The 23,175-nt window shown below is 62.1% G+C and carries 22 protein-coding genes; 14 read left to right on the top strand and 8 right to left on the bottom strand.

Annotation, left to right across the window (positions count from 1 at the left end; all coding sequences use genetic code 11):
* Position 1: 1 nt before the first annotated feature.
* The 4 genes from BCA01S_RS00715 to BCA01S_RS00700 all read left to right on the top strand — a co-directional run bounded on the left by BCA01S_RS00715 (position 2) and on the right by BCA01S_RS00700 (position 3,774).
* The gene (locus BCA01S_RS00715; RefSeq protein WP_027775288.1) at positions 2-1,543 is read left to right on the top strand and encodes an AMP-binding protein; all 1,542 of its coding nucleotides are present in this window, start codon (positions 2-4) and stop codon (positions 1,541-1,543) included.
* Between the two features lie 70 nt (positions 1,544-1,613).
* Positions 1,614-2,456, top strand: a complete 843-nt coding sequence (locus BCA01S_RS00710; RefSeq protein ID WP_027775287.1) for an IclR family transcriptional regulator — start codon at positions 1,614-1,616, stop codon at positions 2,454-2,456.
* 118 nt (positions 2,457-2,574) lie between these two features.
* On the top strand, positions 2,575-2,841 hold the full coding sequence (locus BCA01S_RS00705; protein ID WP_027775286.1) for a hypothetical protein: 267 nt from the start codon (positions 2,575-2,577) through the stop codon (positions 2,839-2,841).
* 459 nt (positions 2,842-3,300) lie between these two features.
* Positions 3,301-3,774 carry a VOC family protein gene (locus tag BCA01S_RS00700; protein WP_027775285.1) on the top strand — a complete coding sequence of 158 codons (474 nt, stop codon included), beginning with the start codon at positions 3,301-3,303 and terminating at the stop codon, positions 3,772-3,774.
* Between the two features lie 155 nt (positions 3,775-3,929).
* Here the strand turns inward: BCA01S_RS00700 and BCA01S_RS00695 are convergent, their stop codons facing one another.
* The gene (locus tag BCA01S_RS00695) at positions 3,930-4,841 is read right to left on the bottom strand and encodes an AraC family transcriptional regulator (RefSeq protein ID WP_027775284.1); all 912 of its coding nucleotides are present in this window, start codon (positions 4,839-4,841) and stop codon (positions 3,930-3,932) included.
* A 174-nt stretch (positions 4,842-5,015) separates the two neighbouring features.
* On the opposite strand from BCA01S_RS00695, the gene BCA01S_RS00690 reads away from it, so the two are divergent.
* From BCA01S_RS00690 to BCA01S_RS00670, 4 genes are all read left to right on the top strand, one after another.
* Positions 5,016-5,849, top strand: a complete 834-nt coding sequence (locus BCA01S_RS00690; protein ID WP_027775283.1) for an oxidoreductase — start codon at positions 5,016-5,018, stop codon at positions 5,847-5,849.
* A 530-nt stretch (positions 5,850-6,379) separates the two neighbouring features.
* Entirely contained in the window at positions 6,380-6,727 is a 348-nt protein-coding gene (gene nirD / locus BCA01S_RS00680; RefSeq protein ID WP_027775281.1) for a nitrite reductase small subunit NirD, read from the top strand.
* A complete protein-coding gene (locus tag BCA01S_RS34300; protein WP_052369393.1) occupies positions 6,724-7,995 on the top strand; it encodes an NAD(P)/FAD-dependent oxidoreductase in 1,272 nt (423 codons plus the stop codon). The genes nirD and BCA01S_RS34300 overlap by 4 nt, the downstream gene beginning before the upstream one ends.
* Before the next feature lie 13 nt (positions 7,996-8,008).
* A complete protein-coding gene (locus BCA01S_RS00670; RefSeq protein WP_027775280.1) occupies positions 8,009-10,849 on the top strand; it encodes a nitrate reductase in 2,841 nt (946 codons plus the stop codon).
* A gap of 325 nt (positions 10,850-11,174) precedes the next feature.
* Here the strand turns inward: BCA01S_RS00670 and BCA01S_RS00660 are convergent, their stop codons facing one another.
* From BCA01S_RS00660 to BCA01S_RS00645, 4 genes are all read right to left on the bottom strand, one after another.
* The gene (locus BCA01S_RS00660) at positions 11,175-12,722 is read right to left on the bottom strand and encodes a UxaA family hydrolase (protein WP_027775278.1); all 1,548 of its coding nucleotides are present in this window, start codon (positions 12,720-12,722) and stop codon (positions 11,175-11,177) included.
* A gap of 5 nt (positions 12,723-12,727) precedes the next feature.
* The gene (locus BCA01S_RS00655; protein ID WP_027775277.1) at positions 12,728-14,014 is read right to left on the bottom strand and encodes an MFS transporter; all 1,287 of its coding nucleotides are present in this window, start codon (positions 14,012-14,014) and stop codon (positions 12,728-12,730) included.
* A 90-nt stretch (positions 14,015-14,104) separates the two neighbouring features.
* A complete protein-coding gene (locus BCA01S_RS00650) occupies positions 14,105-15,238 on the bottom strand; it encodes a mannitol dehydrogenase family protein (RefSeq protein WP_027775276.1) in 1,134 nt (377 codons plus the stop codon).
* Positions 15,239-15,254: 16 nt separating this feature from the next.
* Positions 15,255-16,265 (bottom strand): zinc-binding alcohol dehydrogenase family protein, encoded by a 1,011-nt coding sequence (locus tag BCA01S_RS00645; protein ID WP_027775275.1) that lies wholly within the window; start codon positions 16,263-16,265, stop codon positions 15,255-15,257.
* A gap of 323 nt (positions 16,266-16,588) precedes the next feature.
* Here BCA01S_RS00645 and BCA01S_RS00635 point away from each other — a divergent pair, with 323 nt between their 5' ends.
* The 4 genes from BCA01S_RS00635 (at position 16,589) to BCA01S_RS00620 (ending at position 19,234) form a co-directional block, all read left to right on the top strand.
* Positions 16,589-17,290 (top strand): FadR/GntR family transcriptional regulator, encoded by a 702-nt coding sequence (locus BCA01S_RS00635; RefSeq protein WP_042317734.1) that lies wholly within the window; start codon positions 16,589-16,591, stop codon positions 17,288-17,290.
* A 487-nt stretch (positions 17,291-17,777) separates the two neighbouring features.
* Entirely contained in the window at positions 17,778-17,975 is a 198-nt protein-coding gene (locus tag BCA01S_RS00630; protein ID WP_027775273.1) for a hypothetical protein, read from the top strand.
* 48 nt (positions 17,976-18,023) lie between these two features.
* A complete protein-coding gene (locus BCA01S_RS38380) occupies positions 18,024-18,188 on the top strand; it encodes a hypothetical protein (RefSeq protein ID WP_167455729.1) in 165 nt (54 codons plus the stop codon).
* Positions 18,189-18,319: 131 nt separating this feature from the next.
* Entirely contained in the window at positions 18,320-19,234 is a 915-nt protein-coding gene (locus BCA01S_RS00620) for a LysR family transcriptional regulator (protein WP_027775272.1), read from the top strand.
* A 164-nt stretch (positions 19,235-19,398) separates the two neighbouring features.
* Here the strand turns inward: BCA01S_RS00620 and madM are convergent, their stop codons facing one another.
* From madM to BCA01S_RS00605, 3 genes are all read right to left on the bottom strand, one after another.
* Complete coding sequence (gene madM, locus BCA01S_RS00615; RefSeq protein ID WP_020065695.1) at positions 19,399-20,166, bottom strand: malonate transporter subunit MadM; 768 nt, start codon at positions 20,164-20,166, stop codon at positions 19,399-19,401.
* Positions 20,167-20,180: 14 nt separating this feature from the next.
* A complete protein-coding gene (gene madL / locus BCA01S_RS00610; RefSeq protein ID WP_027775271.1) occupies positions 20,181-20,576 on the bottom strand; it encodes a malonate transporter subunit MadL in 396 nt (131 codons plus the stop codon).
* A gap of 317 nt (positions 20,577-20,893) precedes the next feature.
* Positions 20,894-21,817, bottom strand: a complete 924-nt coding sequence (locus BCA01S_RS00605; protein WP_027775270.1) for a LysR family transcriptional regulator — start codon at positions 21,815-21,817, stop codon at positions 20,894-20,896.
* Between the two features lie 107 nt (positions 21,818-21,924).
* Between BCA01S_RS00605 and BCA01S_RS00600 the strand changes: the two genes are divergently transcribed.
* Together BCA01S_RS00600 and BCA01S_RS00595 are read left to right on the top strand one after the other, a co-directional pair.
* Positions 21,925-22,668: an SDR family oxidoreductase gene (locus BCA01S_RS00600; protein ID WP_027775269.1), complete on the top strand. Its 744-nt coding sequence runs from the start codon at positions 21,925-21,927 to the stop codon at positions 22,666-22,668.
* 144 nt (positions 22,669-22,812) lie between these two features.
* Complete coding sequence (locus BCA01S_RS00595; RefSeq protein WP_027775268.1) at positions 22,813-23,175, top strand: cupin domain-containing protein; 363 nt, start codon at positions 22,813-22,815, stop codon at positions 23,173-23,175.

The following is a 23,175-nucleotide window of genomic DNA, read 5'->3' as shown; positions in this document are numbered from 1 at the left end:
CATGCATCGTTATCCAGAATATTTCGCTCACCGGCACGCCAACGACGAACTCGACTGCGTACCGCTGCTCGCGGCGGGATTGCGCCGCGACCCCGCGCGCACCATCGTGCACTTCGAGGATCGCGCGATTTCGTGCGAAGACGCCGCGCGCCACGTCGTGCAATTGCAGCGCTGGTTTGCCGCGCAAGGTCTAGAGCAGGGCGACCGCGTCGCCGTGATGCTCGGCAACAGTCCCGAGCATATTCATCTGATCTACGCGCTGCATCTGAGCGGTCTCGTGTGGGTGCCCGTTAACACGAAGCTGCGCGCGGCCGGCCTCGAATATCTGCTGCAGCATGCGGAGCCCAAGCTCTTCGTCGTCGACGATGAATTCGACACGGTGACGGCGCAGCTCGACTGCGGCGCGGCGCGGCGCACGCATCTGCCGGCATTCGATGCTCATGACACGAGCACGGAATTCGCGACGCCGGCTATCGGCGTGCACGATCCGCTGTGCATCATCTATACGTCGGGGACGACCGGCGCGCCGAAGGGTGTCGTCTTCACGCACAGGATGATGCGTATCGCGAGCGAGGCGGCACTTCGCGTGGCGGACGTGCGCGACAGCGACAGGCTCTTTCTCTGGGAGCCGTTGTGCCACATCGGCGGCGCGCAGATGCTGTTGCTGCCGTTTCTTGCCAACGTGACGCTGCACGCCGTGCCGCGCTTCTCCGCATCGCAGTTCTGGCCGCAGATCGAGCACGCGGGCGCAACGCAACTTCATTATCTCGGCGGCGTGCTCGATATCCTGATGCAGTTGCCCGAGAGGGAACAACCCGCAAAGCACACGTTGCGCGTCGCGTGGGGCGCGGGCGTGAGCGCATCATCGTGGGAGGGAATTCAAACGCGGTTGAAGGTGTCGTTGCGCGAGTGCTACGGCATGACCGAATGTTCGAGCTTCGCCACGGCGAACGTGACGGGCAAGGCCGGTTCGATCGGCCGTGCGTTGCCCTGGATCGACATCGCATTGCTCGATGAAAATGGCCGTCCGGTGAAAGAGGGCGAGGCTGGCGAGATCGTGCTGACAAGCAAGGTAGAGGGCACTTTTTTGCCGGCGTATCTGAAGAATCCCGACGCAACCAAAGCCGCTTTGCGCAATGGCCGGCTTCATACCGGCGACCGCGCGCGCCGCGATGCCGACGGCGATCTGTTCTTTATCGGCCGGCAGACGGACAGCATGCGCGTGCGCGGCGAGAACGTGTCCGCTTGGGAAATCGAACGCATTTTTGCGGCGCATCCGGCGATCCGCGCGAGCGCGGCAATCGGTGTCGCGTCGGCGATCGGCGAGCAGGACATCTTGCTCGACGTGCAGTTCAAGGACGAACCGGTGGAGTGGACAGCATTGCACGCGTGGGCGTGCGAGCGTCTCGCGAGTTTCCAGTTGCCGCGCTATTACCGCGCGGTGGCAGGCTTCGAGATGACGGCGAGCGAGCGCGTGAAGAAACACCTGCTGTCCCGCGACACTGGGAACGCGTGGGACCGGCTCGCCACCGCAAAGCAGTAGCTATCGTATATAGATAGCGTTTTAGGGCTATGCGATAATTCTCCGTTCAAACCGGATACGAACTGACCTGATGAGCGACGAGCCCAAAGCCCCGCGCAAGCGCAAGACTTCTGCGGCAAAGCCGCCGCCCGAAGCCGTCGACCCGACCGCGTCTTCGCTTTACGTGCAGTCAGTAGAAAAGGCGATGAAGGTGCTCACCGCGTTCGACGGCAGCAAGCGTCAGTTGTCGCTCTCGGAAATCTCGTCGTTCACGGGTTTCGACATGAGCGCGACGCAGCGCTTCACTTATACGCTTGCCGCGCTTGGGTATCTCTTCAAGGACCCGGACAGTCGCAAGTACGAATTGTCGCCGCGGCTTCTGGACTTCACGTATCACTATCTCACGTCAAACGATCTCGTGAGCCGTGCGACGCCTTATTTGCAGCAGCTCGGCTCCGAAACGGAAGAGGCAACCAACCTCACCGTGCTCGATGATACGGACATTGTGTTCGTGCTGCGGATCGTGAGCCGCAACGTGTTCAACGCACACGTCATCACGGGCTCGCGTCTGCCCGCATATTGCACCGCGCCCGGCCTCGCCATTCTGGCGACGCTCGCCGACGGCGAGATCGACGACATTCTGTCGCGCACGAATCTCGTGGCGTACACGGCATCCACCGTCTACCAGCCGCGCAAGATCAGGGAGCGGATCGCGCAGATCCGCAAGCAGGGCTACGCGCATACCGAAGACGAATACTTCGTGAGCGATATTTCGACGGCGGCGGCGATCACGAACGCACACGGGCGCGGCATCGGCGCGGTCAATATTGCGGTGGCCCGCTCGCGCTGGCAGGCGGATCGCGACGAAAAGCGCTTCGCCGATCTTGTCATTTCAACGGCCTCTGCAATTTCCACACGGCGGCGCGTCGAATAGCGGCGCTGCTCTTACTTCCCCCGGTTGTGCCGAGCGTTGCGCGCCGTAATCCGGTTCGCGGCACGCGCCATGCTGGATTCCTTGAAAGCGGCAAGCGCCGTGAAATCGGGAGACAGTCATGAATAGGGTGAAAGTGGCAGGTGTCGCGTTGGTGCTGTGCGGGAGCAGCACGGTCTATGCGCAACAAAGCGGTAATGCGCCGGCGAACAGCGGCACGCAAAGCGGCACGCAGGCGCAGCCCGGACAGGCCGGCCGCACCGTCGACGAGCCCGCGGCGATGGGCGCGCCCGGCAACAAACCGGGAACGCTGATGGATAAGCGCGCAAACGCGCTGTCGCCGCAGGGAGCGTCCGGGCCGGGTCGAACGGGTGAAGTCAAGCAGTAAAGGCTACGAGGACGCTTGCGCGCCTGTCCATGAAAAGGCGCGCTGCGATCGCGGTCAGCGTTGTGCCATAGCGGCACACGCGGTCGCCGATGCGTCCGATCCTGAAGAACCTTGGCGCATGCAGCGCCGCGAGAGGTAGAGCGCTGCGTCAGCGGCAAGGGATGTCTACTCTCGGCGGCCTCTTTGCGATTGCCACGCGCGCCGTGATTCAGGTAGATCGCGGTGCAAGCGCCCTGGTGGCTGAAAGTGCGCACGGGGACGTATCGGAAGGATAGCGGAGCGCTTGATTGCCTATAATCGGCTCCGGTGGAGCGGCGGAGCCGATGCGTCATCCGGGGGGGGCGGCTCGCGAGCCGTGTTTTTCTTCCGGCGTGTCGATTTTGATGGTCTTCTTTCGTCGTCCCCATAGCGGCATGCGGCCTCGCCGCCCATCTGGCCGATACTGACAGGAGACGCTCAATGACGATTCAGAAGATCACCCCCTTTCTCTGGTACTCCACCGAAGCCGAGGAGGCTGCGGCCTTCTATACAAGCATCTTTCCGGACTCGCGCATAGTCCGCGTCACACCGGTGCCGAGCGCCGGCTCGACCAGGGTCGTCGAGTTCGTTCTGTTCGGACAGCCGTTCATCGCCATGAGTTCCCCCGGCAACGAACCGTTCAACCATGCCGTTTCGCTCCTCGTGAATTGTGCCGATCAGGCGGAAGTCGACCGCTACTGGGACGCGCTTCTCGATGGCGGTGGCGCGCCCGACGCGTGCGGCTGGCTGAAAGACCGCTTCGGCGTGTCGTGGCAGATTGCGCCGGCGGAGGTCATCGCCATGATGGCCGATCCCGATCCGGAAAAAGCGCGTCGCACCGCGGAGGCCATGATGAAGATGGTGAAGTTCGACGTCGCCGCGTTAAAGGCGGCGTATGCAGGCACCGCGGGCTAGCACGCGGCACCGCGTCGCGCGCGAATCGGGCGTGATTCGCGCGGACCGAGTCGGGGCTCGCGACGTGCGGGCCCGGCCACGGTCCTGGCGGGCGCGTGTAGCCGGCGGACGCAGTTCAAGTGGCGGCGTGTCGAACGATGGCGCGACCGTCGGCTTCAATGCGAAGAGACAAATTCCGAACCGGCATGCGCGGGCGGAATGGCGAAACTCGCCCGCATGCGCCGCGCTTCCGCGGCAGGCGTGAGCCCGAAAAGCCGCTTGAACTCGCGATTGAACTGCGACGTGCTCGCATAACCGACCGCATTGCTTGCCGCCTCGGCCGTCATGTCCTGTCGCAACATCAGCAAGCGGGCCTGGTGCAGGCGCGTCGACTTCACGTACTGCATCGGCGATGTACGCGTGATCGCCTTGAAATGCGTATGAAACGTGGGAACGCTCATGCCGGCTTCGCTCGCGAGTTCGGCGAGGTCGAGTGCGCCGGCGTAGTCGGAATGAATGCGGCGCAGCGCTTTGCCAATCTTGCCGAACTGCCCGTTCATGCCCAGCGCGGCGCGCATCACGTTGCCCTGCGCACCTGTGAGGACCCGAAAGTACAGCTCGCGCAATAGCCCCGGACCAAGAACCGCTGCATCGAGCGGGCGGTTCATCGCTTCCAGGATGCGCAGCACGGAGTCTCGCAGCGCCTCGTCCATTGGGCTCGACATCATGCTCTGCGGCGCTTGCGCGTGGTCGGGCATTTCATGACGCTCGATCTGGGCCATCAGGTCCGCGGCCAGCTTGAAGTCGAGGTGCATGTAGATAGCGAGGAGCGGGCGCTCCGGCGTCGCGTCAGTCTCCATTGTGAAGGGCACAGGCACCGACACCGCGAGATAGTGCTGCTCGTCGTACACGTAAAGCTGATCGCCGAAATAGCCGCGCTTGCGTCCCTGGCAGACGATCACGATGCCGGGGTCGTACAGCACGGGCGTGGATGACAACGGCCAGTCGGAGCGCAAGATGCGAACGCCAGGCAGTGCCGTGAGGTTGTAGCCTTCCTGGGGCGCCAGTGCGCGCAGTAGCGCGGCCATCTTTTGCTGTTCCTGGCGGACAGGCCGGCGAGCAGGTCGACTAGCAGCGCGCGTCTCCAGGGGCGTTTTTTGGGTCGTCATAAGAATAGGCAAGAAAAATCGATGATTCGGCCTCAAATCGGCGAGTTGAAGAGAATAGTATGCACTTTCTGTTCAACTTGAGAAGGAGGCATCATGGCATCGACCAAGACTTTGCTTATCACCGGCGTGAGCAGCGGCTTCGGCCGCGCGCTCGCTCAGGAAGCGCTTGCGGCGGGTCATCGTGTGATTGGCACTGTGCGCAGCGAAGCGTCGAAAAGAGAGTTCGAGGCGCTTGCGCCTGACAGCGCATGGGGCCGCGTGCTGGACGTGACCGACTTCGACGCCATCGACGGTGTGGTGGCTGAAGTGGAGGCCAATGTCGGCCCAGTGGATGTCCTCGTGAACAATGCCGGTTACGGCCACGAAGGCGTCCTCGAAGAGTCGCCGCTCGGCGAAATGCGGCGACAGTTCGACGTGAACGTGTTCGGCGCAGTGGCAATGATCAAAGCAGTACTGCCGTACATGCGCAAACGCCGCCGCGGCCACATTCTCAACATCACGTCGATGGGCGGCTACATCACGATGCCGGGCATCGCCTATTACTGCGGCAGCAAATTTGCGCTCGAAGGCATTTCGGAAGCGCTCGGCAAGGAAGTGGAGCCGTTCGGCATCGCGGTGACTGCCGTGGCGCCGGGTTCTTTTCGCACCGACTGGGCAGGCCGCTCGATGGCGCGCACGCCGCGCTCCATCGCGGACTACGACGCCTTGTTCGATCCCGTGCGCAAGGCTCGCGAAGAGAAGAGCGGCAAGCAGACCGGCGACCCGGTCAAGGCGGCGCGCGCCATGCTGGCCGCGATCGCTGCCGAGCGGCCGCCCGCGCACTTGCTGCTCGGCAGCGATGCGCTCGGCGTCGTGCGCGCGAAACTGTCGGCATTGTCCGATGAAATCGCAGCGTGGGAATCCGTCACGCTGTCTACCGACGTCTGAACGTACCGCTGGATGAGGAGTGTGATCGCATCGTGCCTAACCAAAGGTTCAAAGGCGGTCCCTCCTGATTGCGCTTTGTGGCAGCACCGTCACAAGCACGGCGACACCCGGCAGACGCCCGGCGTTGCACCTCGCTACGATGCGCTGCACGCAGACGGTGCTGCGTCGCACCATTGTTGCGCTTTCATGCCTCGCAATGCGTCTGCTCCGGTCGAGCGGTCCGGCGCGGCGACATGTGCGGTGGCTTAGCGGGCGGGCTTTGCGCGCCGTCACTGTGTTGCTGCTCTCCGATGGCATGGGCTTTGCATTACGAAGGCGGCGGATCAATGACGATCCGGCCCGCACGCAGCAAGAAGTCGTTTCGTAGATTACTGGTTCGGACAACGGCGTCCCACGAATACAGTCGCTCTGGCGATTGCATCCGCGGGACGTTTTTTATTTGTTGTCCGGATCGTGTCGGGAACCGTGTCGCGACCGAATGAAACCGTATGAACCGCCTGACAACTACCTACATGAGTGAGGAACCCAGCATGAGCAACGAACAGACTTCGGCTTCCTGGATGCCCGTATGCGCGCTCGATGACATCGTTCCGAATACGGGCGTCTGCGCGCTCGTCAACGGCGAGCAGGTAGCGGTATTTCACGTCGCGGACGGCGAGGGCGGCGTGTTCGCAATCGACAATTTCGATCCGGGCTCGCGCGCGGCGGTACTTTCGCGCGGGCTGATCGGGAGCCTCGGCGAGCGCATCGTGGTCGCTTCGCCGATCTACAAGCATCACTTCGATTTGCGCACCGGCGAGTGCCTCGAAGCACCCGAGAATTCGGTGAGTGCGTATCCCGTGCGCGTCGAGAGCGGCAAGGTGTGGGTCGCGGCATGAAAGCGGAAATCGATGCGCGCTTGCCGCGAGGCATACCGTTGGCAACGCCTTCGCGCCCGCGCCTCGTCGTGATCGGCAACGGCATGGCCGGCATGCGCACGGTCGAGGAACTGCTCAAGCTCGCGCCGGATCTCTACGACATCGCCGTGTTCGGCGCGGAGCCATACGGCAACTACAACCGCATCATGCTTTCGCCGGTGCTGGCGGGCGAGAAGAGCGTCGACGACATCATCCTCAACTCGCGTAGCTGGTATGAAGAGAACGGGATTCGTCTGCATGCCGGCGATCCGGTGGTCGCGATCGACCGCACGCGACGCATCGTGCGCTCCAAAAATGGCGTCGAAGCGGGCTATGACCGGCTGCTGATCGCAACGGGATCGAAGCCCTTTCTGATTCCGGTGCCCGGTCACGATCTGCCGGGTGTGATCGCGTTCCGCGATATTCAGGATGTCGAAACGATGCTCGACGCGGCACGCAGTCATCGTCACGCGGTCGTGATCGGCGGAGGTTTGCTCGGTCTCGAAGCCGCGAACGGGCTGATGCGCCAGGGCATGTCGGTAACGGTGGTGCACGTCACGGACAGCCTGATGGAGCGCCAGCTCGACCGAAGCGCGTCGGCGTTGCTGCAGCAGACGCTGGAGCGCAAGGGTTTGCGTTTCCTGCTGAAGGCGAATACTGCGGAAATCGTCGGACCGGATCGCGTCACCGCGGTGCGTTTTGACGACGGCACGGAGGTCCCCGCGGATCTCGTGGTGATGACGGCCGGTGTGCGGCCGAACATCGACCTCGCGAAACAGGCGGGGCTGCATTGCGAGCGCGCGATCGTCGTCGACGACACGTTGCAGACCTACGATCCGCGCATCTATGCGGTCGGCGAATGTGTGCAGCATCGCACCGCGACCTTCGGCCTCGTCGCGCCGATCTGGGACCAGGCGCTCGTGTGCGGCGCACATCTCGCCGGAGCGGGTCATCGCCGTTATGTGCAACGTGCGACGGCGACGAAGTTGAAAGTTACCGGCGTCGAATTGTATTCGGCCGGCGATTTCATTGGCGGTCCGGACAGCGAAGACCTCGTGCTGCGCGATCCGCGCCGCGGCGTCTATAAGCGTCTGGTGATCGAAGGTAACCGCGTGATCGGCGCGGTGCTATACGGCGACGTAAAGGAAGGCGCGTGGTATTTCGACCTGATCCAGAGCCGCACCGACATTTCTTCGCTGCGCAGCCATTTGCTGTTCGGCAAAACGCTCTGCGAAACGCAAGCTGCCTGACCTGGAAGACACCGTGAGTTTCCCCATCGCTATTTCGAGCGCGGCTGACGAAGGCCGCGACACTGTCAGGACCACCTGCCCGTATTGCGGCGTCGGTTGCGGCGTGCGCGTGAGCGCACGGCCGGACGGCGGACATGACATGGCAGGCGACGAACTGCATCCCGCGAACTTCGGACGCTTGTGCGTGAAAGGCTCGGCGCTCGGCGAAACGATCGGACTCGACGGACGGCTGCTTCATCCCAAGATGCGCGAGCCCGGGAGCGACGTCTTGCGCGACGTGTCGTGGGACGATGCACTCGATGCGGTGGCCGGCGGCTTTCGCAAGGTCGTCGAAGAGCACGGGCCGGATGCTGTAGCGCTTTACGTCTCGGGGCAGTTGCTGACCGAGGACTACTACGTCGCGAACAAGCTGATGAAGGGCTACGTCGGCGGCGCGAACATCGATACCAATTCGCGGCTGTGCATGTCGTCATCGGTTGCCGGACACAAGCGGGCTTTCGGCGAAGACATCGTGCCGGTCTGCTACGAAGATCTCGAACTGGCCGATCTCGTCGTATTGGTGGGTTCGAACACGGCGTGGTGTCATCCGATCCTGTTCCAGCGGATCGTCAGGATCAAGGAAGCGCGGCCCGACATGAAGATCGTCGTGATCGATCCGCGCTATACCGCGACCTGCGAGATGGCCGATCTGCATCTGCCGCTGGGCGCGGGCACCGACGTGCGGCTCTTCAACGGCTTGCTTGGCTTTCTCGCGGAACACGGTGCGATAGATGCCAAGTTCGTCGATGCGCATACGAGCGGTTTTGCCGACGCGTTAGCCGCCGCTTCAGCCAGTGATGTGAACGGTGATTCGAACGGCGCGGCAACCCGCTTCGACCTCGCCCAATGCGCGAAGGCATGCAAGCTCGATCCTCACGATCTGCTCGAGTTCTACCGCCTGTTCGCGCGGACCGAGCGCGTGGTGACCGTGTATTCGCAAGGCGTGAACCAGTCGAGCGCCGGCACTGACAAGGTTAATAGCATCATCAATTGCCATTTGCTGACGGGGCGCATCGGCAAGCCCGGAATGGGTCCGTTCTCGTTCACCGGACAGCCAAATGCAATGGGCGGGCGCGAGGTGGGCGGTCTCGCAAACACGCTCGCCGCGCATCTGGAACTCGACAACGCGAAGCATCGCGAAATCGTTCAGCAGTTCTGGGGCGCACCTGCGATCGCATCGCGGCCAGGACTCAAAGCGGTCGAACTGTTCGAGGCGATCGAGCAAGGCCGAATCAAGGCGGTCTGGATCATGGGCACCAACCCCGTTGTGAGCCTGCCTGACAGCGACCAGGCAAAACGCGCGCTCGCCCGCTGCGAGCTCGTGGTCTGCTCCGACATTGTGGAGCGCACGGACACCAATGCATTTGCTCATGTTCTGCTGCCCGCGCTCGGCTGGGGAGAGAAGGACGGCACGGTCACCAATTCCGAGCGCAGGATTTCGCGGCAGCGCGCATTTCTACCCGCGCCGGGAGAAGCACGCGCGGACTGGAAGATTATCTGCGATGTGGCGCGGCGCATGGGCTATGCAGGCTTTGAGTTCGCGAGCCAGCAGGAGATTTTCGATGAGCATGCGCGGCTGAGTGCATGGCGTAACGGGAACAGCGCGGGCCGTGATGACGCAGGCGTCGAGGACGCAAGCGTTGAAGGCGGCGGCGTGCATCGCGCCTTCAATCTCGCGGGGCTAGTGGGTCTCGGCAGCGAGGGCTATGCCGGGTTGCAACCCGTGCAGTGGCCCGTTCGCGCGGACAACGACCCGGCCGCGACGGGCACCGTGCGTCTGTTCGACGATGGCCGCTTCAGCCACGCGGACGGCAAGGCGCGCTTCATTGCTACGCCGCCGCGCGCGCCGGCTAACGAGCCCGACGACGACTATCCGCTGACGCTGAACACGGGCCGCGTGCGCGACCAGTGGCACACCATGACTCGCACGGGCAAGTCGGAGAAACTCGCGGGTCATGTCACGGAGGCATTCGTCGACATGCATCCGCAGGACGCGCTGTTGTGCGGCGTGCGCGAAGGCGACCTTGCACGCGTATTGAGCCGCTGGGGGGCGATGGTCGCGCGCGTGCAATATGGCGGCGGCATGGCGCGCGGCAGCGTGTTCGTGCCGATTCACTGGAACGATCAGGTGGCTTCCGACGCGCGTGTGGGCGCCGTGGTCAATCCATCGGTCGATCCGTTATCCGGCGAGCCCGAGTTCAAACACACGCCGGTGCGGGTCGACAAGTTTCACGTCGCGTGGCACGGCTTCTCGCTGAGCCGGCGCGCTCCGGCACTCGCCGGCGTCACGTACTGGACCCGCATTCACGGCGCACAGTTCGTGCGCTATGAACTCGCGGGCCGCAACCCGCTCTCGGAGCAGGGCGATCGCGGCGCCTGGGCGCGGGCGCTGTTCGAAGTCGACGATGAAGATGCCGACTGGCTGGAATACGAGGACCGCACCGCCGGTGTCTATCGCGCGGTTCATGTGGTTGACGACCGCATCGAGAACTGTGTTTTCCTGTCGGCGCGTCCCGACTTGCCGGCGCGCGAATGGCTCGCGAGCCTGTTTGCGAAGGACAAGCTAGACGAAGCCGACCGGATTGCCGTGCTAGCGGGTCAACCAATAGGCAAGGGCGCCGATACCGGGCCGACGGTCTGCTCGTGCTTCGGCGTAGGGCGCAACACGATCTGTACCGCGATTCGCGAGCAGGGCTTGAAGACCGCCGCGCAGATCACTGCGTGCGTGAAGGCCGGCGGCAACTGCGGGTCGTGTGTGCCGGAGTTGAAGAAGCTGCTGGTCGATACGGAACTGGCGCGCTTGAGTGCGGCTTGAAACGCCGTTGCGCGTGACGCGTGACCGGCCACACCGCGTCACGGTGAGCTTGCCGCGAGTGCAAATGCCTGATGAGGACTCTGTGCTGTGATGCTGAAAAAACTTCAAGCGATGTTTCGTGCAATCGAGCTGAACGGCGGATTCAACGACGACCATAACGCTGGCGTCGTTGTGTCTCCCGGTCCCAACGGCGAAATTGCCGATGGTGGCGCTGCTCAGCGGCATGCGGCGAATCCGCGGCCGGCGCGCTTGCGTGGCCCATGGCGCGCCGGGCGTTCGCGGCGGCGCAGGACGGTGCAGGCGACAACGCGTGCCGCTGCTGTCTTCAGGTGATCACGCCCAACTGCCAGGGCACGAACTCGCTTTGTCCGTAGCCGTTCACTTCGCTTTTCGAAGGCACACCCGACGCGCATTCGAGCATACGCGTGAAAATAGCTTCCCCGAGTTCTTCGATCGAAGCCGACCCGTCTATCACGCCGCCGCAGTTAATGTCCATGTCGTCTTCCTGCCGTTCCCACAGCGCGGTATTTGTCGCCAGTTTCAACGAAGGCGAGGGCGCGCAACCGTAGGCCGAACCGCGCCCTGTCGTGAAGCAGATCAGGTTTGCACCCGCCGCGACCTGGCCCGTCGCGGACACCGGATCGTAGCCGGGCGAATCCATGAAGACGAATCCCTTCGCGTCGATACGCTCGGCGTACTGGTACACGTCGACGAGATTTGTCGTTCCGCCCTTGGCGACTGCGCCGAGCGACTTCTCAAGTATCGTCGTCAGGCCGCCGACCTTGTTTCCCGCGGAGGGATTGTTGTCGAGCGCCGCGCCGTTTCGCGCGCAATACTCTTCCCACCACGCAATGCGTGCCAGCAGCTTTTCGCCGACCGCGCGACTGACGGCGCGCCGCGTGAGCAGATGTTCCGCGCCGTACACTTCCGGCGTCTCCGAGAGAATCGCCGTGCCGCCGTGCTGCACCAGACGATCGACCGCTGCACCCAGCGCGGGATTGGCCGAAATACCGGAATATCCGTCGGACCCGCCGCATTGCAGACCGACGATCAAATGCGATGCCGGCAACGGCTCGCGCTTCACACGGTTAGCATCGGCGAGCATCTCGTTGACCATCGCGATGCCGCGCTCGATCGTCTTCTTCGATCCGCCGGAATCCTGAATCGTAAAGCTGCGCAACTGTTCCGTGTCCTTCAATCCCGCAGACTCGAGCACGCCTGCAATCTGGTTCGTCTCGCAGCCAAGCCCGACGAACAGCACCGAGTGGAAGTTCGGATGAACCGCATATCCGGCAAGCGTGCGGCGCAGCACCGCAAGCCCTTCGCCGAGTGTATCGATGCCGCAGCCTAGTCCGTGCGTCAATGCGACGACGCCGTCGACATTCGGATAGTCGGCGAGCGCATGCGGATTCACGTCGCGCCGGAAATGATCGGCGATGGCACGCGCGACGGTGGCCGAACAGTTCACACTCGTCAACACGCCGATGTAGTTGCGTGTTGCAACTCGGCCATCGGCGCGACGAATTCCCTTGAAGCTCGCGGGCTCTGCGGCGTATTGCGTTGCATGCACCGCCACGCCGAACTCGTGAGCGCGCGAAAACTCGGCCATGCCGAGATTCTGAACGTGGACGTGCTGGCCGCGCTGGATCGGCTGCGTTGCTACTCCGACGATCTGGTTGTAGCGCTTGACCGGCTCGCCTGCAGCGATAGCGCGTGTCGCGATCTTGTGACCCGGCGGAATCAGTCCGGCAATGACGAGATCTTCCGACGCGATGCGCGCGCCCGACATCAACTGCCGGGTTGCGATGACGACGTCGTCGTTTGCATGCAGGCGAATCACTGCAGGATCGGATTGCGTTAATTGAGTGGACATGGTGTTCATACCGTTGAATGAGCGTGGCTGCGTTCGGCGTCGTATGCATCGCCCTCGACGGGCAACGGCTCGATTTTTTTCACAATGACGAGGTAGCTGAACGCGCCAAGTACGCAGAAGCCTCCCGCCACGCACAGTGGAATCGTGAACGAGCCGTGCGTCAACGAAACCATCAGGCCGGTGAACGTGGTGATCACAATGCCGGCGCAATTGGACGCGAAATTCTGGATGCCGCCGATAGAGGCGACGTGGTCGGGCGTAGGAGCGACGTCGGCGGGCAGCGACCAGATGCTCGCAGCGGCAAAAGCGAGGCTTCCATAAGCAATGCCGAAGAAGGCGAGCATCAGGTAGATGTTCGTCGTGAATGCGCATAGCGTGATGACCGACGACAGCAGCATGCCTGTGACCATGCAGGTCTTGCGGGCCTTGGTGAGGCTCCAGCCGCGGCGATACAGCGCGTCGGATACGAAGCCGCCGAGCCAGCCGCTAGGAATCGCCATCAACGCCGGAATCATGCCGAGCGTGCCGAGCGATTTCAGCGAAAAACCGCGCGTCTGGACGAGATAGCTGGGAAACCAGGTAATGAAGAAATAGATGACGAAGTTCAGGCAGAAGAAGCCGAGCATCATGCCCCACAGCGTGCGATGCCTGAAGAGCGAGAGCCACGGAACTTTCCGCCCGGGGACTGCGGTTTGCGGGGCGGCTCCATCGGGCTCGCCGGTCAGATCGCCGCGCGAAGGATTCCGGTAGACCAGAAACCATCCGAGAACCCACACGAAGCCGACTACGCCCGTGATGACGAACGACGCCTCCCAGCCGAGCCCACTGATGATGAGCGCCACCACCGGAATGGACAGTGCGGACCCGACCCGCGATCCGCTGTCGAAGATGCTTGTGGCAAGCGCGCGTTGTGCGGGCTTGAACCATTGACTCACGAGCTTCGCGCACGAAGGATAGGCGCCGGCTTCGCCGATGCCTAGCAGCAGACGGCAACCGAACATGGCGCCGACGCTGGTCGCTGCCGCGGTCAGCGCCGTGAACAGTGACCACCAGCCCACCGCGAGCGGCAACGCGATGCGCGCACCAATGCGATCGACGAACCAGCCGAACGGCATCTGCATCAACGCGTAAGTCCAGAAGAAGCCGCTCAGGATAAGACCCATTTGAGCGGGACCGATATCCAGAGCTTTCTGGATGGCGGGCGCCGCCACGGCCATGTTCGCGCGGTCGATGTAGTTGATCGCGATCGCAAGAAAGCACAGCAGTATCACTATCCAACGCATGTTGCGCATATTTGTCTCCTTTACTTCTTCATGACGGCCTCTTGCGTGGAGCCGGGCCGCCTGTTTTGATCAAGACCAGTAACGAACGATTATGAACGACTACGCACCGGCTAGTGCGGCCCTGAGATGCTTTTGCTCGACCCGCACGCCGAGTTCGCTGGCGAGTTCGACAACAGGTTTGAGCCTGCGCTGTTTCTTTTCCTGGTGGTTGTTGGCGATATCGGCAAGCCGGTGCGCCAGAAACGGGTTGCTGAAGCGGTCTCGCACATCGTCGAGATACCTCGTCGCAATCTCACCTTGGCCGAGTGCTTCGAACACGGGAAGTACCTCTTCGTTCCATGTCGATTCGAGCGTTGCGCGCCACGATTCGTTTCGCATGCCGTCGAGGACGGTGGTGGCCGGATCGCCTTGCGAGTCGAGCCAGCATTGCGCCAGCATCGTATGACCGAGGTTCAGCAGGAAAAGCTTCAGGCGCTCGTAGTGCGCCAGATCGTCGGTCACCACGATGCTTTCGTGACGGCAGGGCAAGACCATGCCTTCCTGCTGTTCGATCGCCCAGAGAGCGTACGGCTCGGCCACGGCGCCGACGGGCTCGATGGCTTCGGAGACGATCCGGTCGACGAGCGAATTGACCCAGATGCAATCGTTCGTCAGATAGCGCAGAAAGTCGGCGTCCATCTGCCAGCCGCGCGCGACCGAAAGCACCAGATCTCGCAACACGTCGCCATTTCGCGAAACCAGTTCGCACGGTAGCAGCGTGATTGCCTTGGCACCCGCGCGATAGCGTTCATGCAACAGAACGGCCAGCTTTGCCGCGAAGCCGCGTGGCGCTGTGCGGCCGTCAAGCACCGAAGCGGTGTCTTCAGCAAAGAGCGCATAGCCGTTGTCCGCGGTATTCGAAACGATCACTTTCACTTCGTCGCGAATGCATTCGAGCAACATCGGCCAGTCGTCGTCGGCATGCAGCGCTTGAGCAACGCTGTCGCACTCGATAGTCAGATCGACAGTTTCCTTGCGATGCAAGCCGCGAATGCGGACAGGGTAGCTCGCGTTTGCGCGGATCGCGTCGATGCGCGCGCGACTTTGCGTGCTCGCAGTGGTCTGCACCATCGCGATCTTTCCGAGCGCGTCATCCGGATTGCGACGCGCAGCTTCGCAGACGAACAGATCGACGTGCGCCTGCAAGAATCGGCTGGTCCCGAACTGAAGGATTGGACAGGGCGTGTTTGTCATGCTCGGTTTCCGTTCGTTAGCATTCGACGATGGCTTTCACGACGCCTGCTGACGGATCGAGCAGCTTCGAGAAATCGGCGGGAAGAGACGACAACTGCAAGCGATGCGTGTTCAAAGCCGCGTCGGGGATTTTGCCGGCACGCATCGCATCGAGAACCGTGTCGAAGTCTTCGAGCGTCGCGTTGCGGCTTCCTAACAAGGTTGCTTCGCGCTTATGGAACTCCGGATCCGAAAACGATATGACGTCCTTCACGACGGAGATCAGCACATATCTTCCGCCGTGTGCGATGAATTCGAAGCCACGGCGCATGGCGTCCGGATTGCCGGTTGCATCGAACACCACATCGAAGAACTCGCCGTCCGTCAACTCGCTCAGCGCTTCAATGTCGCCGTTACCGACGGTGACCGACGCTGCCACGCCTAGCTTCGCGGAACAGAACTTCAAGCGATCGGCTCTCGAGTCGAGCGCGGTAACCGTTGCGCCCCGAAGGCCCGCGAAGATCATCGCAGCCATGCCGATGGGTCCCGCGCCGACGACCAGCACGCGCTGGCCGGCGCTGACGTCCGCGCGTCGGACAGCGTGCGCGCCAATGGCGAGGAATTCGACCATCGCGGCCTGATCGAGCGTAACGCCTTCCGCTTTGCGAACGAATTGAGCGGGTACGCTCAGATATTCGGTCATTGCGCCGTCACGATGCACGCCGAGTACTTTGATGTTCACGCAACAATTGGTCTTGCCGTTGCGGCAGGCAATACATGTGCCGCAGGACAGATAAGGCATGACGTAGACCGCATCGCCGGCAACGAGGCCGGACTTCGCGTCGGCTGCCTCGACAGTGGCCGACAGTTCGTGGCCCATCACGCGTGGGTACTCGAGGTACGGTTGATTGCCCGTGAATATATGCATGTCGGTTCCGCACACACCGACGCGCCTGACCCTCAGCAATACTTCGCCCGGCCCGCGTTCGGGAATCGAGCGCGTTTCGGATCGAAGAGTGCCGGGCTTCTCGCAGACAACTGTAAGCATGACTAAATGACCTATGTGGGCTTTTTTATCGAAAAGTTGGAGCAGGACGGGAACATCGTGTGCGAGGGCGCGGATGGCTGCCCTGACAGCGGCGCCGTTGCCGCGTGATGTCATCGAAACCAGGGCCGAAGCTTAACTAGCCTTGCATTCGCTGAACGTAGAATAACTTTCCCTGTCAGAATTGGTCAAGCCACTTTGGCGATTTGCGGGTAAATACGGAGTATGACGGGTCGCTTATACGCATATTCTCAAGATTGCCCGCGCTTTTCCCGCGTTTTCCCCGTACTTGGTCAGGCCAGTTAGATATGTCAGGGATTCGGACCATGGAACTCAAATCGGTACAGCCGCGTCGGCTCTATCACCTGATCGGGGATCAGATCCGGGCCTATATCGCGACGAACCATCTGTCGACCGGCGACCGGCTTCCGCCCGAGCGTGACCTTGCGCTGCAGCTGAATGTCTCGCGACCCTCGGTGCGCGAGGCGTTGATTGCGCTCGAAATACAAGGCGTCGTCGAGATCCGGATGGGCGCGGGAGTCTTCGTTCGCTCCATCGCACCGGTCCCGGACGCACTTCGCGACAAAATAGGCGATAGCCCGAGCGACATCATGCAGGCGCGCGCAGCAATCGAAGGTTGTGTTGCGTCGTTGGCATGCGCGCGTCTCACCGACCAGGGACTCGCACGTCTGCAGGCACTCGTCGCGGATATGCGTCGCGCCATTGCGCAAGGCGCCTCGCCGGTGGAAGCAGACCGGCAGTTTCACATCTGTATTGCCGAGATCGCGCAGAACGCGGTGTTGACGCGGCTGGTCGGCGAACTGTTCGACGAGCGACACGCGCCCATTGCCCAAAAGCTGCGAATGCAAACAGAGAATGCTTCGACGTGGAGCGCCGCGCTTGTCGAGCACGAAAGAATCGTCGGGGCGCTATGCGCACGCGATCCACTTGAGGCACAAGCCGCCATGCGCTCGCATTTAAGAGCCTCCGAGGCGCGCTGGGTCGGGTCGCTCATTTCAGGCAGATAAAGGTTGTCATGCGGTAAGTGTCCCGCAAGTGACCGTTGTGTACGTCTTTTAAGAAAATTCGCGTCCCGCGGATTAATAATTGTTTGGACTAATTCGAACAGCGTCGGGCATTTTGCGAAGTAATTAAGTGTCGGTTTGTTTTCACCCGTTTAATCTATTGACGGGTGAAATTTAACTGACATGTCGAGAATTGCGGGCGGAACTATTTTGTCCGCCGCTGAGTGCGCCGGACAGGTGATCCCAGACGCGCCGGGCTTTTCGCTAAAGTTGCATATCATATGTTTATATAGCGGCTATCGTGTGCGGGCGTCGATGGTTTATTCGATTGATAACCACCGTACCTTTCAGTTTAGAATGTTCACCCGACGCATCTCCGCCTCGCATTAGTGAAAAGGCGGGATAAATGTCGAAATTTACCGGAGTGGAACGGCCCGCAGGTAATTCGTTCTTCCATCTTTATTAATACAAAATTTGTGAGAGACAACCCATGCTGAGTCCAAAAGAGTTCGCCACGCTGATGCTGGTCAAGGCCGCGCCCGACCAGATCGACATGTGTAGGCAAGAACTCGACACGCTGCTCGAACGTCAACTGGTCGCCCTCGAGGAGCTCGCGTGCGGTCACCAGCGCCTGCATGTGACCGGCGCGGGCCATTCCATGCTCAATGCGGTGGCGCGAAAGCGCTGAGCCGGGCAGCAGTTACGGCCAGAACCATGTACTGAACGAAGGGCGGTAATGAACGAAGAATTGATTAGCATCGTGCTGGGTGTAACGGTCCTCCTGATTGCGATCGTCTTCACTGTAGGTCACTATCGGCGGGAACATCGCCGCAGCAAGCTGTTAAGCGAACTGCATCAGGTACCCGGGTGGTACTGGCAGCGCCATCAGCCACGCAACTGACGCAACTCAAGCAATTGACGCAACGCGTGCCCGCGCCGGCTGCTTGGCGCAGCCCGTGAGGGAATAACGCTATTTGCCGCAAGGCGCACGCGAGCCGATAATCGACGGTTTCGACCGTTCCACAGCTCGACATGCGCGACCGAATCGACGACGAGATTACCTTCCGCAAACTGGAAGTGCTGCTCGCATTCATGCAGACCGGCAGTCTCGCGAAGGCGGCCGAGGCGCTGAACGTGAGCACGGTCAGCGTGCATCGGGCGCTGCACTCGCTCGAACAGGGTGTGCGCTGCGCACTGTTTCGCCACGAAGGCCGCAATCTGAAGTCCACCGACGCGGCGCAAATGCTCGCCGACGTCGCGCAAGAAGTGATCACGCTGATGTCCGACGGTATCCGCGCGACGCGCGAGGCCGCCGGTTATTCGTCGGATCGCCTGAAGATCGGCTCGCTGTATTCGCTGACTATCAGGACCGTGCCGGGCATCGTCGTCGACCTCAAGGTGCGGCGGCCGGCACTTCAGGTCGAACTGGTGCTTGGTCCGAATGCGGAACTGATCGAGAAGCTCAAGCAGGGCGCGATCGATGCGGCACTGATGGCGTTGCCCGATGCCGAGCCCGAGGTCGAATCGATCCCGCTTTTCGAAGACGATATTTTCTTCGCCGCGCCCGCGGATTCGCCGTATGCAAACCTCGATGCCGTCGATCTGCGCGACTGCCGCGACGAAACCTTCGTTTCGCTAGGCGAGGGGTTTGCGACTTATCACGGCTTCCAGGAAGCATTTCGCGTCGCGGAATTCACGCCCAACGTGACGATGCGAGTGGGCGACATCTATTCGCTGATGAACCTGGTAAGCGGAGGCGTCGGCTATACGCTGTTGCCCGGCCGCGTGCGAGGTGTATTCGGCGACAAGGTGCAGTTCATTCCGCTCAAACCGCAATACATGATGCGCCAGACGATCGGCGTCAGCTTCCTGCGGGCACGCGAGCGTGATCCGAACCTGCTTGCGCTCATGGCCGTGTGCCGTCTTCGAACAAGAAGCGCCGGTTGAGGTTTTGGGCCGCGGCTTTGTCGTGCGCATAACAGTGAGTGCCCGCGTTCGTGGCGCGCTTGCGCCTGTCCCGCGAGGCGGCGTGTGACAGCGGCGCATGACAGCGGCGCCTACCGTCGCACAAAAGTCGCCACGCGTCACCCGCGAAACCGCTTCGATAAAGTTCAGCCGCCGACCAGTGCGCGCGTCGTGAAGAACAGCAGCGAAGGTCCGAGCAGGCAGCCCACGCCCGTGTGAAACGTGGCGATCAGCGCGCCATAAGGAACGAGCCTCCGATCGGTGGCCGCCAGTCCTGCGCTCACGCCGCTCACCGTGCCCGCAAGGCCGCCGAAGATCATTGCGGAGCGGGGCGTCCTGAGTCCCATGAAGCCGGCCGCGAGCGGCGTGCCGATCATGACGATGATTGCCTTGATGAGGCCCGTCGCGATGCTGAGCGCGATCACGTCCGAACTTGCACCGATCGCCGCGCCCGTCACCGGTCCGACGATGTAGGTCACCGCACCCGCGCCGATGGTCGTCATGCTGACCGCATCGGTATAGCCAAACGCATGAGCGACGCTTGCGCCCACAATGAACGGCAGCACTGTGCCGAGCAGCAGCGAGACGACGCCGATGAGCCCGGCCTTGCGCGCTTCGGTGGCCTGCACCTCGAAGGCCGTCGCGACGATCGCGAAGTCCCGCAGCATCGCGCCGCCCATCAGGCCGACGCCGGCGAAGAGCGGCAGGTCCGCCAGACCTTTCTGGCCAGCGGTGAAAACTCCGCCGAAGTAAGCGAGCACGAGCCCGATCACGATAGCGATCGCCGAGCCGTGCACGCGCCCAAACGTGAGCTTGCGCGAAATCACCGACGACACCCACATGATGAGCCCAACCAGCGCGAACGCCGTGACGAGGCCGTTGTGTATCAGTACTTTGTCGAGCATCTGGATCATGGCTGGCTCCTGCTTCAGATTTCTTCGGGTTGCGGGCTGCCGATGAACGACGTGCTGTCGCGACCGGTGCGTGAGAGCACGGCGATACAGACGGCGCACAAGGCTGCGGCGCCCAATGCCGAGAGCAGCGCGACGGGCCCGCCTTTGAGCGCGGCGACGACGTTCTGGTTGGCCGCCATCGCGACCACGACGGGGATGTACATTGCGCCCCAGAAGCCCACGCCTGCTTCCGTTTCCTTGGGCAGCAGACCCTTGCCGTGCAGGTAGAGCCGCAGGAAGATGAGCAGCAGCATCGCGATGCCGACCCCGCCAACGTTCGTCTTCACGCCGATGGCGACCCCGAGCAGGTCGCCGAGAAACAGACCGGCGAGGTGGCAGAAAGCAAGCAGCGCAGTTCCATAAATGATCATTCGTGTCTCCTGTCCCGTGTCTCATGCAAATGGTGTCGGCTCGAGCTCGCCATGTGCTTGCTCTGACCTCATGCCAGGCAGTTGCTAATTCTTTTGATATGGCGCGAGTCTATGGGAGCGCGAGACAACCGTTCAATGACGTTTGCCAGGCGTTCGTTATCGTGAGGGTAACGATTCCAGGTAGGCGATGCCGAGGCCCATGCGTGGCGGGGGCGGACGAGCCCGCTTCACGGTTTAGGGGTTTTCCCTCGCGCGGCGTGCAACGAGCAGATTCGCGGCTGTCGAGTCGCGATGACAGATGGCTCGCGCTTCTCGTGTTATCGCGCGTCGAACTTCGACGCGAGTCTCTGCTCCCGGAAAGCAGCGACCACGAAGTCGATGAACACACGCGTTTTTTCGGGGAGGAGTTTTTTGTTCGAATAGTAGATCGAAATCGGTCCGTGGTCCGCGTACCAGCCGGGTAGCAGGCGCACCAGCGCTCCGCTCGCGAGCCAGCGCGCCGCATGCGGCATCGGAAGGAATGCGACACCGTGGCCTAGCATGGCTGCGTGAGCCATCGCCTCGGGGTCGTCGAAAATCATCCTCGGACGGCACTCGGCCTCGGCCTGCTCGCCGACCTGGTTACGCAGCGTCCATGAACGCAGACGTCCCGATGTAGCCGAGCGCCGCACGATGCCGTCGAAGTCGGCCAGATCGCCGGGATGACGCGGCATTGCCCGTGTCGCCATGTACGAAGGGGAAGCTGCCACGATGACGTGGGTCCGCGCGAGTTCGCGTGCCACGAGTCCCGGCGTCAGTTCGATGCCGCCGCCGATCGCGGCGTCGAAACCGCCCGCGACCAGATCGACCGGGCGATTGTCGAAGTGCCAGTCGGGAATGATCGCCGGGTAGCGTTGGAGAAACTCGCCGAGCAACGGCAGCAGATACTCGCGACCGAATGCCAGCGCCATGCTGACCTTCAGCGAGCCGGAGGGTTTGCCTTCATGCGTGGCTGCATTTGCAATGGCATCGCGAACCGCGGAGAACGGATCGGCCACGTCCCGCAGGAAACGTTCGCCGGCCGCCGTGAGCGTGAGGTTGCGCGTGGTGCGCTGAAACAGACGCAGACCGAGCGACGCCTCGAGGCGAGCGACGTTCTTGCTGACCGCCGCGGGCGTGAGGCCGAGTCGCCGGGCCGCTGCCGAAAAGCTGCCCGACTCCGCGCTAAGAACGAACGACTCGATCGAGTTCAACGCTTCCATCGCGATTTGATACAAATGGTTGAAAGAGCAACTCTACATTAAACGCTACCGGTAACCAGGTGTCGAGCCCCATACTGCATGCACTCAATTCAACAAGGAACGACATCATGAACTCAACCCTCAACGGCAAAGTGGCGTTTGTGACCGGCGGCGGCCGCGGAATCGGAGCCGCCATCGTGCGACGGTTAGCGCGCGACGGTGCGGCCGTCGCGTTCACCTACAAAGGCTCGGCGGCGATTGCGAACGATCTCGCGGAGAGCATCACGCAGGCGGGCGGGCGTGCCATCGCGCTGCAGGCCGACGCAGGCGACGCCGCCGCACTGACGCGCGCCGTCGACGAAGCAGCGGCGGCGCTCGGCAAGATCGACATCCTGGTCAATAACGCCGGTGTGCTGTTGATGGGCCCGATCGACACCTTCTCGCTGGAAGACTTCGACAAGACGCTGGAAGTCAATGTGCGCGGGGTGTTCGTCGCCATAAAGGCGGTGCTGCCGCACATGGGAAATGGCGGGCGCATCGTCAACATCGGCAGTTGCAACGCGGAGCGTATGCCTTTTGCGGGCGGCGCTGCTTATGCGATGAGCAAGTCGGCGCTGCAAGGACTGGTTCAAGGCCTTGCACGCGACCTTGGCCCACGCGGGATCACAGTCAACAACGTGCAGCCTGGCCCGACCGACACCGACATGAATCCGGAAAGCGGCGACTTTGCGTCGGCATTGCATGGCCTCATGGCACTGCCGCGTCATGCACATCCTGATGAGATCGCCGGCATGGTGGCTTATGTTGTCGGACCGGACGCCGGGTTCGTCACGGGTGCGAGCCTGACGATCGACGGTGGCTTCAACGCGTAGTCAGTTCACACAGAGCCGGCGTGATCTTTTCCGTTTCACCTCCTAGACTCGATTCTTGTCCGCAAGCGGTTGATGGCCGTGTGGAATCGTCTGCACATATGCCGAACCGCTTGCGCCTGTTCGTCGACGAGAAAAGGAGATCCGATGGAGTGCATCGAGATATACACGGGCGCCGACGGACACCCGAACTTCAGGACTATCCAGGACTTTGAAACGAGCCCGGTGTTGTTCAAGGGTGTTGCCGTCTCGTTGTCTTCGCCGCTCCCATGCGAAAGCGTGCTCATGCATGAATTCGATGGTGATTACTTTCTCGGCTGGCACAACCCGCCATCACGGCAATATGTCGTGGTGCTCGAAGGGGAACTGGAAATCAGCGTGCAAGGGCGGGACACAGCGCAGCGTTTTCCAGCGGGCGCAGTTTTCATTGCTAACGATCTGCAGGCCACCGGCCACACGACGCGCGCAGTCCGGCCAGGCCGTGCATTAGTCGTCAACTTGCGGGGATAA

The organism is Paraburkholderia caledonica NBRC 102488 (assembly GCF_000685095.1).
GTDB lineage: Bacteria > Pseudomonadota > Gammaproteobacteria > Burkholderiales > Burkholderiaceae > Paraburkholderia > Paraburkholderia caledonica.
The sequence above is the reverse complement of the archived record's forward strand: the minus strand, read 5'-3'. Positions and strand labels throughout refer to the sequence as shown.

What these genes read in the sequence shown, in the direction of transcription:
- BCA01S_RS00715 (WP_027775288.1), top strand. Translation starts at nt 2, where the DNA reads ATGCATCGTTATCCAGAATATTTCGCTCACCGGCACGCCAACGACGAA.
- BCA01S_RS00710 (WP_027775287.1), top strand. Translation starts at nt 1,614, where the DNA reads ATGAGCGACGAGCCCAAAGCCCCGCGCAAGCGCAAGACTTCTGCGGCA.
- BCA01S_RS00705 (WP_027775286.1), top strand. Translation starts at nt 2,575, where the DNA reads ATGAATAGGGTGAAAGTGGCAGGTGTCGCGTTGGTGCTGTGCGGGAGC.
- BCA01S_RS00700 (WP_027775285.1), top strand. Translation starts at nt 3,301, where the DNA reads ATGACGATTCAGAAGATCACCCCCTTTCTCTGGTACTCCACCGAAGCC.
- BCA01S_RS00695 (WP_027775284.1), bottom strand. Translation starts at nt 4,841, where the DNA reads ATGGCCGCGCTACTGCGCGCACTGGCGCCCCAGGAAGGCTACAACCTC.
- BCA01S_RS00690 (WP_027775283.1), top strand. Translation starts at nt 5,016, where the DNA reads ATGGCATCGACCAAGACTTTGCTTATCACCGGCGTGAGCAGCGGCTTC.
- nirD (WP_027775281.1), top strand. Translation starts at nt 6,380, where the DNA reads ATGAGCAACGAACAGACTTCGGCTTCCTGGATGCCCGTATGCGCGCTC.
- BCA01S_RS34300 (WP_052369393.1), top strand. Translation starts at nt 6,724, where the DNA reads ATGAAAGCGGAAATCGATGCGCGCTTGCCGCGAGGCATACCGTTGGCA.
- BCA01S_RS00660 (WP_027775278.1), bottom strand. Translation starts at nt 12,722, where the DNA reads ATGTCCACTCAATTAACGCAATCCGATCCTGCAGTGATTCGCCTGCAT.
- BCA01S_RS00655 (WP_027775277.1), bottom strand. Translation starts at nt 14,014, where the DNA reads ATGCGCAACATGCGTTGGATAGTGATACTGCTGTGCTTTCTTGCGATC.
- BCA01S_RS00650 (WP_027775276.1), bottom strand. Translation starts at nt 15,238, where the DNA reads ATGACAAACACGCCCTGTCCAATCCTTCAGTTCGGGACCAGCCGATTC.
- BCA01S_RS00645 (WP_027775275.1), bottom strand. Translation starts at nt 16,265, where the DNA reads ATGCTTACAGTTGTCTGCGAGAAGCCCGGCACTCTTCGATCCGAAACG.
- BCA01S_RS00635 (WP_042317734.1), top strand. Translation starts at nt 16,589, where the DNA reads ATGGAACTCAAATCGGTACAGCCGCGTCGGCTCTATCACCTGATCGGG.
- BCA01S_RS00630 (WP_027775273.1), top strand. Translation starts at nt 17,778, where the DNA reads ATGCTGAGTCCAAAAGAGTTCGCCACGCTGATGCTGGTCAAGGCCGCG.
- BCA01S_RS38380 (WP_167455729.1), top strand. Translation starts at nt 18,024, where the DNA reads ATGAACGAAGAATTGATTAGCATCGTGCTGGGTGTAACGGTCCTCCTG.
- BCA01S_RS00620 (WP_027775272.1), top strand. Translation starts at nt 18,320, where the DNA reads ATGCGCGACCGAATCGACGACGAGATTACCTTCCGCAAACTGGAAGTG.
- madM (WP_020065695.1), bottom strand. Translation starts at nt 20,166, where the DNA reads ATGATCCAGATGCTCGACAAAGTACTGATACACAACGGCCTCGTCACG.
- madL (WP_027775271.1), bottom strand. Translation starts at nt 20,576, where the DNA reads ATGATCATTTATGGAACTGCGCTGCTTGCTTTCTGCCACCTCGCCGGT.
- BCA01S_RS00605 (WP_027775270.1), bottom strand. Translation starts at nt 21,817, where the DNA reads ATGGAAGCGTTGAACTCGATCGAGTCGTTCGTTCTTAGCGCGGAGTCG.
- BCA01S_RS00600 (WP_027775269.1), top strand. Translation starts at nt 21,925, where the DNA reads ATGAACTCAACCCTCAACGGCAAAGTGGCGTTTGTGACCGGCGGCGGC.
- BCA01S_RS00595 (WP_027775268.1), top strand. Translation starts at nt 22,813, where the DNA reads ATGGAGTGCATCGAGATATACACGGGCGCCGACGGACACCCGAACTTC.